Source organism: Serratia sp. M24T3 (assembly GCF_000257645.1).
Classification (GTDB): Bacteria; Pseudomonadota; Gammaproteobacteria; order Enterobacterales; family Enterobacteriaceae; genus Rouxiella.
The window spans coordinates 1-16,240 of sequence record NZ_AJHJ01000006.1; the positions used below are offsets into that span (position 1 = coordinate 1).

Below are 16,240 nucleotides of genomic sequence, written 5' to 3' on the forward strand. Positions count from 1 at the left end.
TCACTGACGGGTGTCGGCTCATCGGGCTTCACGCTTTTGCCGCCTTGTCACAACGCCAATGGATCTTTTAAAGCTGTGAATGTTATTAGACTGTCACACTGTTTGGGCATGGCTCGCCGTTGGCGAGTTGTGCAAGATTGCCGAGTGTCGTTTCTGAAATGCTTATCAGGGCTTCGCTAGTCAGAAACGCCTGATGGCCAGTAAACAGCACATTGTGACAGGATGAAAGGCGGCGGAAAACGTCGTCGAGTACGACTTCATTGGAATTATCCTCGAAGAACAGGTCGCGTTCATTCTCGTAAACGTCCATTCCCAAAGCGCCAATCTTCTGTTGTTTCAAGGCGTCAATGGCCGCGCTGGCATCGAGCAAAGCACCGCGGCTGGTGTTGATGATCATCACGCCATCTTTCATCTGGCTGAATGATGCTTCATTGAGCAGGTGATGATTATCGGCAGTTAACGGACAGTGAAGCGAAATAACGTCAGACTCGGCATAAAGAGTCGCGAGATCAACATATTCTGCTCCTAATTCCACTGCCAGCGGGTTAGGGTAGGGATCAAAAGCCAGCAGGCGCATGCCAAAACCTTTTAATATACGCAGTGCCGCCAGGCCAATCTTACCGGTGCCAATAATACCCACTGTCCGTTGATACATGTTAAAACCGGTTAGCCCTTCCAGAGAAAAGTTAGCCTCGCGAGTGCGTTGGTAAGCGCGGTGAATGTGCCGGTTAAGGCACAGCATCAGCCCCACTGCATGTTCCGCCACCGCTTCGGGAGAGTAAGCCGGGACGCGAACAACATCGATACCCAGCTCTTTAGCGGCAGTGAGATCAACGTTGTTAAACCCGGCACAGCGCAAGGCCAGTTTTTTTATACCCAGCGAGGCCAGCTCTTGCAAAACTTCTCGGCCACCGTCGTCATTAACAAAAATGCACACGGCATCACATCCGGCTGCCGTTTTTGCCGTCGGCAAAGTTAACATAAAATCAAAGAAAACTAATTCGTAGCCGTAGCGTTGATTCACCAGCTCAAAATACTTTTTGTCGTAATTTTTGGTTCCATAAACCGCTATCTTCATGATTTGTGCTCCGACAAGTTATTAGTCCATTAACGAGAAACCTGTATTAAAACTAGCATCCCGCTTTCGCTGAGACAAAGGGTAAGCGAATGTAAAGTGAGATTTTATGCTATCTTGCAAGCGTTAAGAAAATATCAGGATATTTCATGAGGAAAGGACGTAAACAACTCATCTTGACGCTGTTGGCGGTCGTCGTGAGTCTGGCACTGGTGTTGGCAATACTGTGGAAAACCTTGCCGCAGTGGCTGCCCATGGTTGCTAAACACTGGTTGCCTGCGGGAACAAAACTGGTTTTATCATCCCCTCCTCATTGGTCGCAGGGCGGTTGGCAGCTGCCAGATGCGCGTTATCTGGCCGACCAGTGCGTGCTGGCCGATGCGCAAAACGTCAGCTTGCAAAAACAGCCTGACGGTTGGCATCTCCAGCTTGAGCAATTGAGTCTTGATACGACTTGCCTGAGTAAATTACCGGCCAGTGAAGGGGCGGGTAATCCTCTTTCTCTGCCAGATATTCAAAAACAGTTGCCGCTTGGTCAACTGCAAATTGGTAAGCTCAATGTGATGCCCTGGCAGCAGTATGCCGGAAAGTTGCTGCTGATTAATGATGGGAAAACCCAGAAATTGCGCTATCAGGGGGCGGCTTTGAGTTTTAATGCCGATCTGGATAATCAGCGTCAACTCGCCATACATTCACTCAGCCTGACGCCGCCCGGTGGCAGCGACCCGATTCAGCTTTCTGGTCAGCTTACCGTTCCTGCCGCATTGGACAGCTTGCCGTTGCAGGGCGAGTTGCGAGGTGAACTTCGTACTGCGGTGGTGCCTCATCCGTTGGATATCAGCCTGAATTGGCAGGATAAAAAGGGTGAATTAAAGCTCGTCGAGCAGGGCACTGCACAGCCGCTGGTCAGTATGCCGTGGACGTTGGGCGATAAGCAGATTGAAATCACTCAAGGTCAGTGGCGCTGGCCTTATGCCGAACAGCCGCTTTCCGGCGGACTCAATCTGACTCTGAATAATTGGAGCGATAGTTTTAATCAGACTACCCTCAGCGGCCGCCTGAACGTGCTTACTCAGGGGCACAATGGCAAAGCCAATGCAGTATTAACACTGGGACCAGGCCAAGTTGGGTTGCTAGACAGCAATATAACTTTCCAGTTGACCGGGCAGGCTAACCTGGCGCAGATTTCTCTCAGCGCCTCTTTCCCTGGAACCTTAACCGGCTCGATATTAAATCCGCTGGTTGCCTTGCACAGTGGTGCGCTGCTGCGCGCGTGGGGCAAGCCAACGCCGTCTCTCAATTTGCAGGATGCGCGCTGGCCGTTGGCTGGAGTTAAACTTAGCGCCAATGGCGTTAGCGGGCCGCTGCAGGCGATTGTTAAGGCAAAAGACAATTACTGGGGCAGCTTCGATCTGCATCTCAATGGTAAATCTCAAAATTTTTGGCCTGATAATGGTAATTGGGATTTCAACTATTGGGGCAACGGTTCATTGCCGCCTTTGGACGGAAGTTGGGATGTCACGGGGAAAGGCGCCTGGCACGACAATCAGCTGACGCTGGGCAAACTTTCTGCCGGATTCAATCACCTGCAATACGGGCTGGTCAGTGTTGATGCGCCGCGCCTGACACTGACGAAACCGGTGGTATGGCAGCGACCCGTTCCCGAGCGTTATCGCCAGGTGCTGCCAGTTTCGCAGCCGGATTTTAACGGCGAGCTGAGTTTAGTGGCGAAAAGGATCGCTTTTGAAAACGGTGGATATCTGCCTCCGGCCACACTGCAGCTGGCGTTTAAGGGCGATAATCCGACAAATATCACCCTGAAAGGCCAGCTCGAGGCCTTGCCAATCGGGCCGGTTCGTCTGGCTGGTCGCTGGGACGGCGAGCGATTGCGGGGTCAGGGCTGGTGGCCAAGGCAAGATCTCACCGCTTTTCAGACCTTGCTGACGCCAGACCTGAATATCAAACTCCGCGGCGGGCTTTTCTATGCCCAGTCGGCATTCTCTGCCGCGCGGGGCCAGGGATTTATTGCCGGTGGCCACTGGGTGGTTAAAGATGGCAGCATGTGGTTGAAAGACGGCGACCTCAGCGGGCTGGACTTTTCTTTATCTTATCGGCTAAAAAACCAGGTCTGGAACTTTGGCACCAAGTCGCCCGTTAGCCTGAAGATTGGCGAACTGAATAACTTATTCCCGATGCAAAACATCACTGCCAAGTTGCAGGGCAGTTACCCATGGAGTGAGAAGTCACCTCTGCGGTTGACCGATGTCGGCATGGATGCTTTGCTCGGCCATATCAGCCTCTCGGCCTTGCGCTTACCGCAGCACGACGCGGCCGTGCTCAAGTTGCAAAAAATTGACCTTAGCGCGCTGTTCACCGCCCTGAAACCTAAACAGTTGGCGATGTCTGGCAAGGTTAACGGCGAATTGCCGCTGTACGTCGATAACCCGCGCTGGCTTATCCACGATGGCTGGATTGCCAACGATGGCGGCCTGACGCTGCGTCTGGACACGGATTTTGCCAAAGCCATGGCGGGCGGCAATATCGCTAACGGATTGGTTATTCAGCTGCTGCAATATCTCGAAATTCAACGTTCGTATGCCAAAGTCAGCCTGGATAATCTTGGCGAGTTAACCATGGCGGCACAGGTTTACGGTGTTAACAATACCGATCATCATAAAAAGGAAATTCACCTCAATTACACCCATCAGGAAAACGTTTATCAGCTGTGGCGCAGTCTGCGCTTTGGCGACAGTTTACAGGAATGGCTGCAACAACAGCTCACTGTGTCAAGACAGTCTGCTGCCGTTGGCAAAGACAACGAATTAAGGAATGAAAAATGAAGTCGATAATGGCCTGTATAACTGCCGTCTCGCTGCCGTTAATGCTCAGCGGCTGCGTTCCGCGCATCGAGATTGCAACCCCGACCGCGCCAATCACCATAAATATGAACGTCAAAATCGAGCATGAAATCCACATCAAGGTTGATAAAGACGTCGAAGATTTGTTGAAGAACAAGAGCGATCTTTTCTAAGGAACCGCGTTATGAAATTTCTGAAAAGCAAAGGCTTGCTGATGTTGATGCTGCTCTGCGGCAGTTTATGGTGCAATGCGGCTTTGGCATTGACTGTCGAACAGGCCAAGCAGCAAGGGCTGGTGGGGGAAACGTTGTCGGGCTATCTGGCCCCGGTGAAACAGGGCGCGCAAACTCAGGCCTTGGTGACTCGTATTAATCAGGCGCGCGAACAGCAGTATCGGCAGCTGGCAGAAAATAATCAGGTCAGCACCGGCGATGTGGCGAAACTTGCCGGGCAAAAGCTGGTTCAGCGTGCGGGCAAGGGTGAATATGTGCGCGGCATCAACGGCCAGTGGTTGCAAAAGTAGGGCACGGCGCACCTTGCAAGGGTGAGGTGCGCACGGGTTTACTCACTAATTATTTTTTCTGATAGAAACGGGTAACCAGAGTTTTTATCTCGGCTCGTACCGGATCGCTGACGTGACTGATATTATGACCATTGTGCAGAATCAGGTTTTGAATCCGCGTCTGGTCGAGCTCTGGATCGGCAAAGTCGCGTAAAATCGCATGGAAGGGCACGGTGAAGTCGTAATAACCGCCAATGTTCAGCAGGCGTAACTTCTTGTTGTCACGCATCGCCTGTCGCCAATAGGGCATGACGCTAGAAATGCTCTTCGGCATGCGCTTTAGCGTGATCTTTTCAGTAGGCGGTGACGTTTTCTCGCACAGCGTCGGCCCATCCCAACAGGTAAATTTTACTCTGCTGGTATAACCCAGCGACTGGGTAAAAAATTCTTCCAGACGGGTGTACAGATTGTCGTTAAAGCCAAGTGCCCCGGGCGCATCTTTTCTGCGGCGCATGTCATTGGGCTGGTACGGGCAATCCGGTGAAGTGTCACTGTATGAAGCACATTTGAGATTGGCCGCGTCGATGTAAGTCATCTTTGGGTCTCTAAAGGTCCAAAAATAAGGGAACTCTTCGAGTGATTCACGGCTAAAACCGGTTATTGACAGCAGTTTCTGCACAGTTTTTTCCGGCAGTTCTTTTTCTTCACGCAATGCCGCCAACTCTTGGGGAATATAGGTGTTATCGACAAAGTTATTAACGTCTGACATGAAGTGTTCAAACGTCATTCCTTTACCCGCGATGCCGTAATAATAACTGGTGGCGGCCAGTGTAGGAATATAATCTGCGCAGTGGTGGCTAGGTTTGCGGCCATTGGTAACATCATTAATGTTATCGTCGCAAGAAGCATTATAATTCATGGTGGAAGGCGAGTGCAGAATAATGCCATCAAGAGAAATATGCGCCGCAAAGAGTTTATTCGCCAGAATAGCTGAACGCTCACCGCCTTGTGACCCACTATAAAGATATTTTGGTGAAGCTTGTTTACTGTTGAGGCGAATATATTCGCTAATAAAATCTCTCAGCACATCACTGTCGCCCTTCATCGAGTCAAAGTCACGGTTTTTCGCGGGAAGAATCGCCTGCGAATAGCCGACCATGGGTCTGTCGATATATATCAAATCTGATTGATCAAGAAGGGTGTCGGCAGCGGGAGCAAGAGGAAAAACTGGCGACTCCGCCGTGCCCGTATTGTTGAACAGCCGCATCGGGCCCCAATAGTTAAGCTGCATCGGTGTTCCGGGACCGTTCCAGCCGCCACCAAAGAAAAACGTGAGCGCGCGGGTATTTGGCTTGTCTGTTTCTGCCGTATAGGCCGTATAAAACACCGATGCAGCAGGTCCATTGTCGGTGGGACGGGTCGTAACATGCCCGGTAGTGACTTTGTAGTTCAGAGTTTTGCCGCTGTCCAGTTTTATCGAATGATACATTACCGCAGCTGTATTCATTACTGGAGCATGGAGTGCAGCTTCGGGCTTGAGTGAGTAAAGTATTGGATCATAAAACGGTAAATCTGCTGTAGCAAAACTCGAAGAAGAGAACGTTGTACAAACTAATAAAACGCCGTAGCTGAGGCTGTGTTTTATATTTATTTTAAAGAAATTCCCTGAGTGATATTGTATATATTTCATAATAATCCTTTTTTAAAATGGCTCCATTTTTTACTGGTGCAATAAAATCGAAGTCAAGGGTATAGACTATAAGGAATTAATGAAATAGATAATTGGAGGTTTAAAAATATATCAACAAAGGCAAAAAAAAACGCGCCACAGTGGGCGCGTAATAGTTATTTATCAGAACAGATTATTGCATCACTACCGGCTGAAATGAAATGCTAAAATTAATTAGCCGGTAATGAAATTGCCAAATTAAGCAGCAGCAACTTGTTTGATAGCCACGTCGATGGCAGCTTTGGCGTCAGCCTGAGCTTTAGTCGCAACTTCTGGACCGTAAGCGATGCCCTCAGCGTAAACGAATTCCACGTCAGTCATACCCAGGAAGCCCAGGAACAGGCTCAGGTAAGGAGCAACCAGATCGCTTGGCGTATCTTTATGGATGCCGCCGCGGCTGGTCAGAACGATAACACGTTTGCCTTTGATCAGGCCTTCTGGACCTTTCTCGGTGTATTTGAAAGTCACACCGGCACGGGCTACCAGGTCAAAATAAGTTTTCAACTGAGTAGGGATATTAAAGTTGTACATTGGTGCAGCGATAACGATCACGTCGTTAGCCTGCAGTTCGTCGATCAGAGTGTTGGACAGAGCCAGCGCTTCTTCCTGACGAGCAGTCAGTGGAGCATCGGATGGACGCAGTGCGCCAACCAGCTCACCGTCAAGAACAGGGATTGGCTCGGCAGCCAGATCACGCACAGTGACCTGAGATGCGCCGTTGGCAGCCTGGAATTGAGCAGCAGCGTAGTCAGCCAGTTGGTTCGACTGAGAGAAGTTAGCCAGAATACTTGATTTCAGAATCAGTACTTTACTCATTTAAAATTCCTTCACAGAGTGTGGGTCATACAGGGACGAATTGTCCCGAGAATGTTCATTACTTTATTGATAAAATTCATTGAGTGATAGTGCAATATTTCGAGATCTACATCCAAATATTTTGAACAACCTTTTGGCTTCGCCATTGTCACTGCAGAGGCGTTGGCTTCCTTCACTCGCCCGAATCACTGACTTTTGTCAGCTCATCGGGACTCCTTCAGTCGCCGCCTTGCTACAGCGCCAATGGCTTTGCCAAAAAACTTTGGCTTTGCTTTAGACGCTGTTCCTGCGTTGACTTCCCTCACTCGCCGCCTTGTTACAGCAACAAAAGCCTTGCCAAAAAATTGCTTTATTAAAACAACATTTGTCCAAACATCGCTTGTGATAACATAGTGTTATTCAGGCAAGGCCAGCGCCTGCCGACCATCAAGGAATCTCGAACGTGAAATCACCGCTCGCGGCACTATCAGCACAACTTGACGGGCTGATGCTACGTGACCGACAACGCCTGCAACGCCGTATGCAGGGCGCTAAAAAAGTTAATGACCCCCAGGTATTGCAAGGTCTTACTCAAGAACTGGAAAACGCTGTCCAGCAGGGGCTGCAAAAAGTCAGCTCTCGTGAAGCCTCACGCCCAAAAATTACTTATCCCGACAACCTGCCGGTCAGCCAGAAGAAGCAGGACATCTTTGAGGCTATTCGCGACCACCAGGTGGTGATTGTTGCCGGTGAAACAGGGTCGGGTAAAACCACGCAGATCCCGAAAATTTGCATGGAGCTTGGAAGAGGTATTAAAGGCCTGATTGGTCATACCCAGCCGCGCAGGCTGGCGGCGCGTACCGTGGCCAACCGTATTGCCGACGAACTCGAAACCAGCCTCGGTAATACGGTCGGTTATAAAGTCCGCTTTAACGATCAGGTGAGTGAAAACACGCTGGTCAAGCTGATGACCGACGGCATTCTGCTGGCTGAAATCCAGCAGGACCGCATGCTGATGCAGTACGATACGCTGATCATCGATGAGGCCCATGAACGCAGTCTGAATATCGATTTCATTCTCGGTTATTTGCGCCAGCTGCTGCCAAAACGCCCCGATCTCAAAGTTATCATTACCTCGGCGACCATCGATCCTCAGCGTTTCTCCAGGCATTTCAACAACGCGCCGATAATTGAAGTGTCGGGCCGTACCTATCCGGTCGATGTGCGATACCGCCCGGTGGTTGACGATGCCGACGACACCGATCGCGATCAGCTACAGGCGATTTTTGACGCCGTTGATGAGCTGGGGCGTGAAAGTCGCGGCGATATTCTCATCTTTATGAGTGGTGAGCGGGAAATCCGCGACACCGCCGATGCGCTCAATCGTCTTGATCTGCCGCATACCGAAATCTTGCCGCTGTACGCGCGGTTGTCGAACAGTGAGCAAAATAGGGTATTCCAGTCGCATTCGGGGCGTCGAATTGTCTTGGCGACCAACGTGGCCGAAACCTCACTGACTGTGCCGGGGATCAAATACGTTATTGACCCGGGCACTGCGCGTATCAGCCGCTACAGTTTTCGCACCAAGGTACAGCGTTTGCCGATTGAGCCAGTCTCACAGGCTTCGGCAAACCAACGTAAAGGCCGCTGCGGCCGCGTTTCGGAAGGGATTTGTATTCGTTTATACTCCGAGCAGGACTTCTTGTCGCGCCCGGAATTTACCGACCCTGAGATTCTGCGTACCAATCTGGCATCCGTTATTCTGCAAATGACCTCGCTGGGTCTCGGCGATATATCGGCTTTCCCGTTTGTCGAAGCCCCGGACAAGCGCAATATTCAGGACGGTGTGCGCCTGCTGGAAGAGCTGGGCGCGATTAATCACCCTGAAAATGGTCGTTATACCTTGACCGAGCAGGGGCGTAGTCTGGCGCAACTGCCGGTGGACCCGCGTCTGGCGCGGATGGTGCTTGAGGCGCAGAAAAACGCCTGTCTGCGTGAGGTTATGATTATCACCGCCGCGCTGTCGATTCAGGACCCCCGCGAGCGACCAGCCGACAAACAGCAGGCGTCTGACGAAAAACATCGTCGTTTTGCCGACAAAGACTCCGACTTTTTGGCCTTCGTCAATCTCTGGGACTATCTGCAAGAGCAGCAGAAAGCGCTGTCTTCTGCGCAATTTCGCAAGCTGTGCCGCACCGATTTCCTGAACTATCTGCGCGTTCGTGAATGGCAGGATATTTATACTCAGCTGCGCCAGGTGGTGAAAGAGCTAGGCCTGCGCATCAACAGCGAGCCAGCGGATTTTCGCAGCGTGCATTGCTCATTGCTGACCGGTTTACTGTCGCATATTGGTCAAAAAGATGTCGAAAAGCAGGAATTCACCGGAGCGCGCAACGCCCGTTTTGCGATTTTCCCTGGTTCGGGGCTATTCAAAAGGCCGCCGAAGTGGGCGATTGTCGCCGAACTGGTAGAAACCAGTAGGCTTTGGGGGCGTATTGCCGCCAAAATCGAACCTGAATGGATTGAGCCGTTAGCCCAGCATCTGGTGAAATACAGCTATAGCGAGCCGCATTGGGAAAAAGCCCAGGGCGCGGTGATGGCAACAGAAAAGGTCACGCTGTTTGGTCTGCCTATCGTTATGGCGCGCCGAGTGAATTACGGCAGTATTGATCCCGTGGTTTCACGCGAACTGTTTATCCGCCACGCACTTGTCGAGGGCGATTGGCAAACGCGGCACGCGTTCTTCCGCGAAAATTTACGCCTGCGGGCCGAGGTCGAGGAGCTTGAACACAAGTCTCGTCGCCGTGATATTTTGGTTGATGAAGAGACTTTGTTCCAGTTTTATGACCAGCGTATTGGCCACGAGGTGGTTTCCGGCAAGCATTTCGATACCTGGTGGAAAAAACAGCCCGCTGACAGCCTGAACTTTGAAAAGAACATGCTGATAAAAGAAGGCGCAGGCAAAATCAGCGCCCACGATTATCCGAACTTCTGGCATCAGGGCAATATCAAGCTGCGAGTTACCTATCAGTTTGAGCCGGGTACGCAAGCGGATGGCGTTACGGTCCACATCCCGCTGCCGTTGCTTAATCAGATTGAAGAGCAGGGGTTTGACTGGCAAATTCCCGGCATTCGCCGCGAGCTGATTATGGCGTTGATCAAATCATTGCCAAAGCCGGTGCGCCGCAATTTTGTTCCCGCGCCTAACTATGCCGATGCTTTTCTGGGCCGCGCTACGCCGTTTGAATTGCCTCTTTTGGAGTCTATGGAGCGTGAGCTGCGCAGGATGACCGGCGTGACGGTGTCACGAGAAGACTGGCAGCTGGATCAGGTGCCCGATCATCTTAAAATAACCTTCCGCATTGTCGATGAGAAAAATAAAACTCTGCGTGAGGGCAAAAGCCTGACCGCGTTGAAATCGACCTTGAAAGAACAGGTGCAGCAAACACTGTCAGCGGTCGCCGATGACGGTATTGAGCAAAACAATCTGCACGTGTGGAGTTTTGGAACGCTGCCAGACTGCTATGAGCAGAAGCGTGGCGGCTACGAGGTTAAGGCTTATCCGGCGCTGGTGGATGAAAAAGACAGTATCGCCATCAAACTGTTCGACAGCGAACTCGAACAGTCGCAGGCCATGTGGCGCGGTACTCGCCGGCTTCTGCTACTGAATATTCCTTCGCCAATCAAATATCTGCATGAAAAGTTGCCCAACAAGGCCAAGCTGGGGCTGTATTTTAACCCTTACGGTAAAGTCCTGGACTTGATTGACGACTGTATTTCATGCGGTATCGACAAGCTGATTGCAGAGTCCGGTGCACCGGTGTGGAATGAAGACCGTTTTGCCAAACTGCACGAGCACGTTCGTGCGCATCTTAATGATACTGTTGTCAGCATTGCAACACAGGTGGAGCAGATTCTCACCACGGTGTTCAATATCAATAAACGGCTGAAAGGGCGAATTGATATCACCATGGCATTGGCGCTTTCAGATATCAAAGCGCAGATGTCGGGGCTGATTTATCGCGGTTTTGTGACTCAGAATGGCTGGAAACGTTTGCCGGATACCTTGCGATATTTGCAGGCGATTGAAAGGCGAATGGATAAGCTAGCGGTTGATACCCATCGTGATCGTGCGCAGATGCTAAAAGTGGAGAGCGTCCAGCAGAAGTGGCAGCAGTGGATGAACAAATTACCGCCAGTGCGTCAGGCGAGTGAAGAAGTGCAGGAAGTGCGTTGGATGATTGAGGAGCTGCGCGTCAGTTACTTCGCGCAGCAGCTCGGAACGCCTTACCCTATCTCGGACAAGCGTATTTTGCAGACGATGGAGCAGCTGGCCTAATAAAGGTTTTAAAAATAACTCTCGCTTTAAGATATTAGGTAATATCTCCCATAGAGCGAGAGAAAATTTTGGCACTTAATGGGTTTACTGCATTAGTCGAAACGCTATGAATTGTATTATCTTTTCGAGATGAGGCGATAGCGGCAAGAAGCGAAAGTGAGGTGCCTAATCCTTTGGCATCATACTTTCCAATAGTAATGCCGAATTGCTGTTTTATTTCCTCGCGCTTAGATGAATCTAACCGGGCGAGAAGTGCTGTTGGGTGGACCGATATCCCTCTAACAGTCATGACACCGTTCAAATGTGTCAGCATGGCGATTGCAAAAGGATCATTATTTTTTTTCTTTTTCAGCATGTAAAAATGTGCGCTCGCCCTTTGCTGATTAGGCTGCTTGTATAGGTCAGCTATTTTCTTGATATACTCATTTATGTTAATGGATTGTTCAAGATTATCGCTAATAGCATCATTGTTAAGCATCCCACTAAGTTTACTTTTATAATCGATGGCCATCTGTGCATAGGCGTCGCTCAGTGTGCTCGCATCGGCAGCAGAAATACTTTTTATCTTAAAATCGCCGGATGAACGATAACGATTTTCATTAGGCACTTTGGGACGAAATTGCAGTTTAGTGAAATGTTTAACCAAGCGGTTGTTCATTAGCCCCATCGGTAAATGTTTACGAAAAAATCCCCGCAGGCCGTAGTGCGGAAGGGGAGCAGAGTGTGTCATGTCGTCTTCCTCACTCCCCGCCGAGGAGCTCCTTTGACTAAGGCGTGAAGAGGGGGGCATTGAACCTAAGCTTTGCGTTTCATTTGAATAACTGGGATCAGGGTTAAAGGTTTGAAGTAATTCTCTGGTGCGTTGTTCAGCAAGTTCTTGTTCAGTTGGCGTATATAATGTGCCCATCGTCAAGCGCCTATTCCACTCAAATTGGTTTATTATCCCTGGGCTAGAGTCATGTGATGAGTGCGAAGAATTTGAGGAACTTGAAAGCCGCCTGGAAGGCATAGTTAATGGGGGGGCATAAGAACGCATAAATATCCTCTGGGTGATTCAGGTTATTTTGCAAGCTTATGGCATCAAGACCAGGCTAGATAGGCGGCTAGATTCCGCCTTGTAAGATGATGATATTAATTGAGGATTAAACGCCAGTGTCTATACTTTTAGCTTCGGACACTGGCAAAAAACTAATGGGCCAGCTGGTTACCGCTTAATTCAACTAACGCGTCCCGGATTGCAGGAACAGCCAGAGCGCGGTTATCGGCCAGATAGCGGTCTTGCGCCGCTGGAGCCGAGCTCTGAATGCCAATCAAGGTCCATTTACCATTCTGTTTAAGCAGCAACGGTGAACCGCTGTCGCCCGGCAGTGTGTCACAACGGTGTGACATCACCCCTTGCTGTGCCCATCCCGTAATTAAACAATCCTGATGACTGTACAAGTCATCGAGGTGATCTTCCGGATAGCCAGCCTGAGTAACCTTGCGACCATTGGCCTTGAGCGCTGCGGTCAACTCATCGCGGGTTCCTTGCCATAAAGGCAGAGGCTTGATCGGCAATTTATGTTTAGTGTCGGTAATACGCACCAGCGCGAAATCATAAGGTGCGGCTTTTGGCGGCACAATCCAGCCATCGCCATCGGCTTTAAGTTTTTTACCCAGTGTCGGGTCAACCAGCGTCTCTAATGAGGTAATTTTGTAGCGCCATTTTTCGTGCTGGGAAACAAAGCGCAGGGCGATCACTTTATCGAGATTACCTGGAGGGGCCATAACGCAGTGACCGGCAGTTAACACTAAATGCTCTGAAATCAGCGTGGCGGTACACAAGTTGCCACTGGCTGTTTCTATCTGACCAATTGCCTGCCAGGGCCAGGTTTTAACTTCACTAACGTGAGTACGGTGATCCTGGCCAAAAAATAGGGCAGTTTTCTCTTTAAGGCTGATCGCGGGAGCATCTGAATCGCTATCCGAATCGGAAGAGTCGGCATGAGCAGGGAGAGCGAAGCAGAAAAAGCACAAGACAAGCGGTAAAGCTATGCGCATATCGTTTTGACCTTGAGTGCGGGGGAAGACTGGTGTCGATGAGTAAGATATTGATTATAGCTGGTTATAGCTTTCAGGAAACAGGAGGTCGTGTTAACTCGTTTTAAAACTGTTTCTGATTATGCTGACAGGTGAATGACGTTTCCATTAGAAATAAAAGAATAACGTGATCAGGCCGCAAAGAATCAGTGAACTTAGGGTAATTTCGAACAGGTAGCGTCGCAGCATCGTCCATCAATACCTCAAGATTGCCTAAAGTGATAACCCCGTTTTTAAATCGTACTAAGGGGTATAAGGCCGGAGAAAAAAACACCCGGCGAACCGGGTGTCAAATAATCAGTCTTGATAATGGTGAGACGATTTGCTCACAAAGACTTATTACTTAGCTGCTGGTGCAGCTTTTTTAACGTGTTTCTTGGTAGTGTGCTTTTTAGCAGCCTGAGCTTTCTGAGCTACTGGCTTCTTGGCAGCGTGTTTCTTGGTAGTGTGCTTTTTAGCAGCCTGAGCTTTCTGAGCTACTGGCTTCTTGGCAACGTGTTTCTTGGTAGTGTGCTTTTTAGCAGCCTGAGCTTTCTGAGCTACTGGCTTCTTGGCAGTGTGTTTTTTAGCAACGTGCTTTTTAGCAGCTTGAGCTTTCTGAGCTACTGGCTTCTTGGCAGCGTGTTTCTTGGTAGTGTGCTTTTTAGCAGCCTGAGCTTTCTGAGCTACTGGCTTCTTGGCAGTGTGTTTTTTAGCAACGTGCTTTTTAGCAGCTTGAGCTTTCTGAGCTACAGGCTTCTTGGCAGCATGTTTCTTAGTGGTTTCTTTTTAGCAGCCTGTGCTTTTTGAGCAGCTGGCTTCTTGGCAGCGTGTTTCTTGGTAGTTTCTTTTTAGCCATGTGCTTTTTAGCAACTGGAGCTTTAGCAGCCGGAGCAGCAGTAGTGGTGGTGGTTGCAGCAGCAGCTGGAGCAGCAGTTGTAGTTTCAGCTGCGAAAGCTGCAGAAGACAGGCCCATTGCAGCGGCAATAACCAGAGCTAATACCTTTTTCATCGTTAATTCCTCAGAATTTTAATTTGTGTATCCACCCCACTGCGGGGCCGGTGAATGAATACTAGGCCTGTTACTGTCTGGTGTCCGTTAGTGATTGGTTTCGGCGTGTAACGCTATGTACAAAGCATTAAATCTATAATTATCAGCGGGTTATGCTTGTTGTGACGCTGATTTGTACATCCCAAAACCCTACTTAGTTACAACATACTGAGTGTTGCGGTTACTTGTGATATCTGAAGGTGCATAAATGTCTGTAAATCAGGGGGATCTGTAGAGATTAATTAAGATAATTCTGGGCAGGCGGCGGGGCTTTTACCCGGCCCTGAAATTTCAGAACCGGGTGGGGGATTTCAATTAATGTTATTACAGAATTTAACGATATTACAGATAACGGCTTTCGAGATGCTTACGGAAATAGTCAGTATTAAGCGTTTCACCGGTAGCATTGACCATGAGCTGATCGGTCGAGAAACGGCTGCCGTGCTGCCAGATGTTTTGATTCAGCCATTGGAACAGTGCAGTGAGGTCGCCGCGGCTAATATCATCTTGCAGGGTGGGAATGGCTTTATTTGCGGTCTGGAATAACTGTGCAGCGTACATCGCTCCCAGCGTGTAAGTCGGGAAATAGCCAAAGCCGCCATCAGTCCAGTGAATATCCTGCATACAACCGTTGGTATAATTACCTATCGTGTCGATGCCCAGATATTGCTGCATTTTGCTGCTCCACAGCGCCGGAATATCCTCTACTTCAATTTCACCCTCTATCAGCGCCTGCTCGATTTCATAGCGCAGGATGATATGTGCCGGATAACTGACTTCGTCGGCATCGACACGAATATGTCCTGGCTGCACGCGCTGGTTAAGATTGATAAAGTTGTTTAGATCTAATCCGTCGCGCTGGCCGAACTGCTCAGTGACCAATGGATGAATAGATTTCAGGAAAATTGGGCTAGCGCCAAGCTGCATTTCAAACAACAGACTTTGTGATTCGTGAACCCCCATCGAACGCGCATTGGCTACCGGTTGTCCGAGCCATTCTTTAGGTAAATTCTGTTCATAGCGGGCATGTCCGGTTTCGTGGATAACACCCATCATGGCGGTAATAAACTCATCCTGATTATAGCGGGTGGTAATACGCACATCCTGAGGGACGCCGCCGCAGAAAGGGTGGGCGCTAATATCAAGACGGCCAGCATCGAAGTTGAAACCCAAACGTTTCATGACTTTCAGCCCGAGCTGTTTCTGCTGTTCGATGTCAAACGGCCCCTGCGGCTGAATAAACTGTATTGATTGCTGTTTATCGACCACCTTTTGCAGCAACTGCGGTAACCAGGTTTTCAAATCGCCAAAGATTACGTCGAGCTCGGCGGCGGTCATACCAGGTTCGTACAGGTCAAGCAGGGAATCATAGCGGCTAATGCCAGCAGCCTGCGAACGCAAAGTCGCTTCTTCACGGCTGAGTTTGACCACTTCACGCAGGTTATCGACGAAGCCTTCCCAGTCGTTGGCCGGACGCTGACGACGCCACGCGTGCTCACAGCGCGCACCGGCCAGCGATTTGGCCTCCACCAGGCTTTCGGGCAACAAGGCTGCGTGCTGGTAATGGCGCGCCATTTCACGCAGGTTGGATTGCTCAACATCGTTGAGGTCTTCTTGTTTGGCCTGTTCCAGCCACTCACCGACTTTACCCGCGGTCAGTATCTGATGCTGGAGTACGCTGAGTTCGGCCAAGGCTTCCGAACGCGCCTTGCTGCCCTCCGGTGGCATCATGGTTTGCATGTCCCATCCAGCAATGGATGAAAGGTGGCTAAAACGTGATAACCGGGTGAATGTTGCGCGTAACTGTGAATAAGCTGTCGCCATGATCTACTC

At 50.0% G+C, this 16,240-nt stretch carries 10 protein-coding genes and 1 pseudogene; 4 read left to right on the top strand and 7 right to left on the bottom strand.

Translation table 11 applies throughout. The annotated features are described in order from the left end of the window. Positions 1-85 precede the first annotated feature (85 nt). Positions 86-1,078, bottom strand: a complete 993-nt coding sequence (locus tag SPM24T3_RS06950) for a 2-hydroxyacid dehydrogenase (RefSeq protein WP_009636016.1) — start codon at positions 1,076-1,078, stop codon at positions 86-88. Positions 1,079-1,224: 146 nt separating this feature from the next. Here SPM24T3_RS06950 and SPM24T3_RS06955 point away from each other — a divergent pair, with 146 nt between their 5' ends. The 3 genes from SPM24T3_RS06955 to SPM24T3_RS06965 are packed head-to-tail and all read left to right on the top strand — an operon-like array spanning position 1,225 to position 4,456. Beyond that, positions 1,225-3,915 (top strand): YdbH family protein, encoded by a 2,691-nt coding sequence (locus SPM24T3_RS06955; RefSeq protein ID WP_009636017.1) that lies wholly within the window; start codon positions 1,225-1,227, stop codon positions 3,913-3,915. Then, entirely contained in the window at positions 3,912-4,106 is a 195-nt protein-coding gene (locus SPM24T3_RS06960; protein WP_009636018.1) for a YnbE family lipoprotein, read from the top strand. Before SPM24T3_RS06955 ends, SPM24T3_RS06960 begins: the two co-directional genes overlap by 4 nt. A gap of 11 nt (positions 4,107-4,117) precedes the next feature. Continuing rightward, entirely contained in the window at positions 4,118-4,456 is a 339-nt protein-coding gene (locus SPM24T3_RS06965; protein WP_009636019.1) for a YdbL family protein, read from the top strand. A gap of 49 nt (positions 4,457-4,505) precedes the next feature. Here the strand turns inward: SPM24T3_RS06965 and SPM24T3_RS06970 are convergent, their stop codons facing one another. Both SPM24T3_RS06970 and SPM24T3_RS06975 read right to left on the bottom strand, forming a co-directional pair. Continuing rightward, complete coding sequence (locus SPM24T3_RS06970) at positions 4,506-5,924, bottom strand: carboxypeptidase C (cathepsin A)-like protein (RefSeq protein WP_009636020.1); 1,419 nt, start codon at positions 5,922-5,924, stop codon at positions 4,506-4,508. A gap of 438 nt (positions 5,925-6,362) precedes the next feature. Beyond that, complete coding sequence (locus SPM24T3_RS06975) at positions 6,363-6,980, bottom strand: FMN-dependent NADH-azoreductase (protein WP_009636021.1); 618 nt, start codon at positions 6,978-6,980, stop codon at positions 6,363-6,365. A gap of 442 nt (positions 6,981-7,422) precedes the next feature. Between SPM24T3_RS06975 and hrpA the strand changes: the two genes are divergently transcribed. Continuing rightward, positions 7,423-11,298 carry an ATP-dependent RNA helicase HrpA gene (gene hrpA, locus SPM24T3_RS06980; protein WP_071988414.1) on the top strand — a complete coding sequence of 1,292 codons (3,876 nt, stop codon included), beginning with the start codon at positions 7,423-7,425 and terminating at the stop codon, positions 11,296-11,298. Between the two features lie 34 nt (positions 11,299-11,332). Here hrpA and SPM24T3_RS06985 read toward each other — a convergent pair whose 3' ends face one another. The 4 genes and pseudogenes from SPM24T3_RS06985 to SPM24T3_RS07005 all read right to left on the bottom strand — a co-directional run bounded on the left by SPM24T3_RS06985 (position 11,333) and on the right by SPM24T3_RS07005 (position 16,231). Beyond that, positions 11,333-12,205: a hypothetical protein gene (locus tag SPM24T3_RS06985; protein WP_157135265.1), complete on the bottom strand. Its 873-nt coding sequence runs from the start codon at positions 12,203-12,205 to the stop codon at positions 11,333-11,335. A gap of 281 nt (positions 12,206-12,486) precedes the next feature. Beyond that, positions 12,487-13,338, bottom strand: a complete 852-nt coding sequence (locus tag SPM24T3_RS06990) for a serine protease (RefSeq protein WP_009636024.1) — start codon at positions 13,336-13,338, stop codon at positions 12,487-12,489. 450 nt (positions 13,339-13,788) lie between these two features. After that, positions 13,789-14,368: pseudogene (asr, locus tag SPM24T3_RS26130) on the bottom strand (acid resistance repetitive basic protein Asr); the annotation flags it as partial. A gap of 381 nt (positions 14,369-14,749) precedes the next feature. Further along, positions 14,750-16,231 carry a carboxypeptidase M32 gene (locus tag SPM24T3_RS07005; RefSeq protein WP_009636027.1) on the bottom strand — a complete coding sequence of 494 codons (1,482 nt, stop codon included), beginning with the start codon at positions 16,229-16,231 and terminating at the stop codon, positions 14,750-14,752. Between the last annotated feature and the right edge of the window lie 9 nt (positions 16,232-16,240).

Bases quoted from the DNA above. Each gene is read 5' to 3' on its own strand.
- SPM24T3_RS06950 (WP_009636016.1), bottom strand. From the start codon at position 1,078: ATGAAGATAGCGGTTTATGGAACCAAAAATTACGACAAAAAGTATTTT.
- SPM24T3_RS06955 (WP_009636017.1), top strand. From the start codon at position 1,225: ATGAGGAAAGGACGTAAACAACTCATCTTGACGCTGTTGGCGGTCGTC.
- SPM24T3_RS06960 (WP_009636018.1), top strand. From the start codon at position 3,912: ATGAAGTCGATAATGGCCTGTATAACTGCCGTCTCGCTGCCGTTAATG.
- SPM24T3_RS06965 (WP_009636019.1), top strand. From the start codon at position 4,118: ATGAAATTTCTGAAAAGCAAAGGCTTGCTGATGTTGATGCTGCTCTGC.
- SPM24T3_RS06970 (WP_009636020.1), bottom strand. From the start codon at position 5,924: ATGTATCATTCGATAAAACTGGACAGCGGCAAAACTCTGAACTACAAA.
- SPM24T3_RS06975 (WP_009636021.1), bottom strand. From the start codon at position 6,980: ATGAGTAAAGTACTGATTCTGAAATCAAGTATTCTGGCTAACTTCTCT.
- SPM24T3_RS06985 (WP_157135265.1), bottom strand. From the start codon at position 12,205: ATGGGCACATTATATACGCCAACTGAACAAGAACTTGCTGAACAACGC.
- SPM24T3_RS06990 (WP_009636024.1), bottom strand. From the start codon at position 13,338: ATGCGCATAGCTTTACCGCTTGTCTTGTGCTTTTTCTGCTTCGCTCTC.
- SPM24T3_RS07005 (WP_009636027.1), bottom strand. From the start codon at position 16,231: ATGGCGACAGCTTATTCACAGTTACGCGCAACATTCACCCGGTTATCA.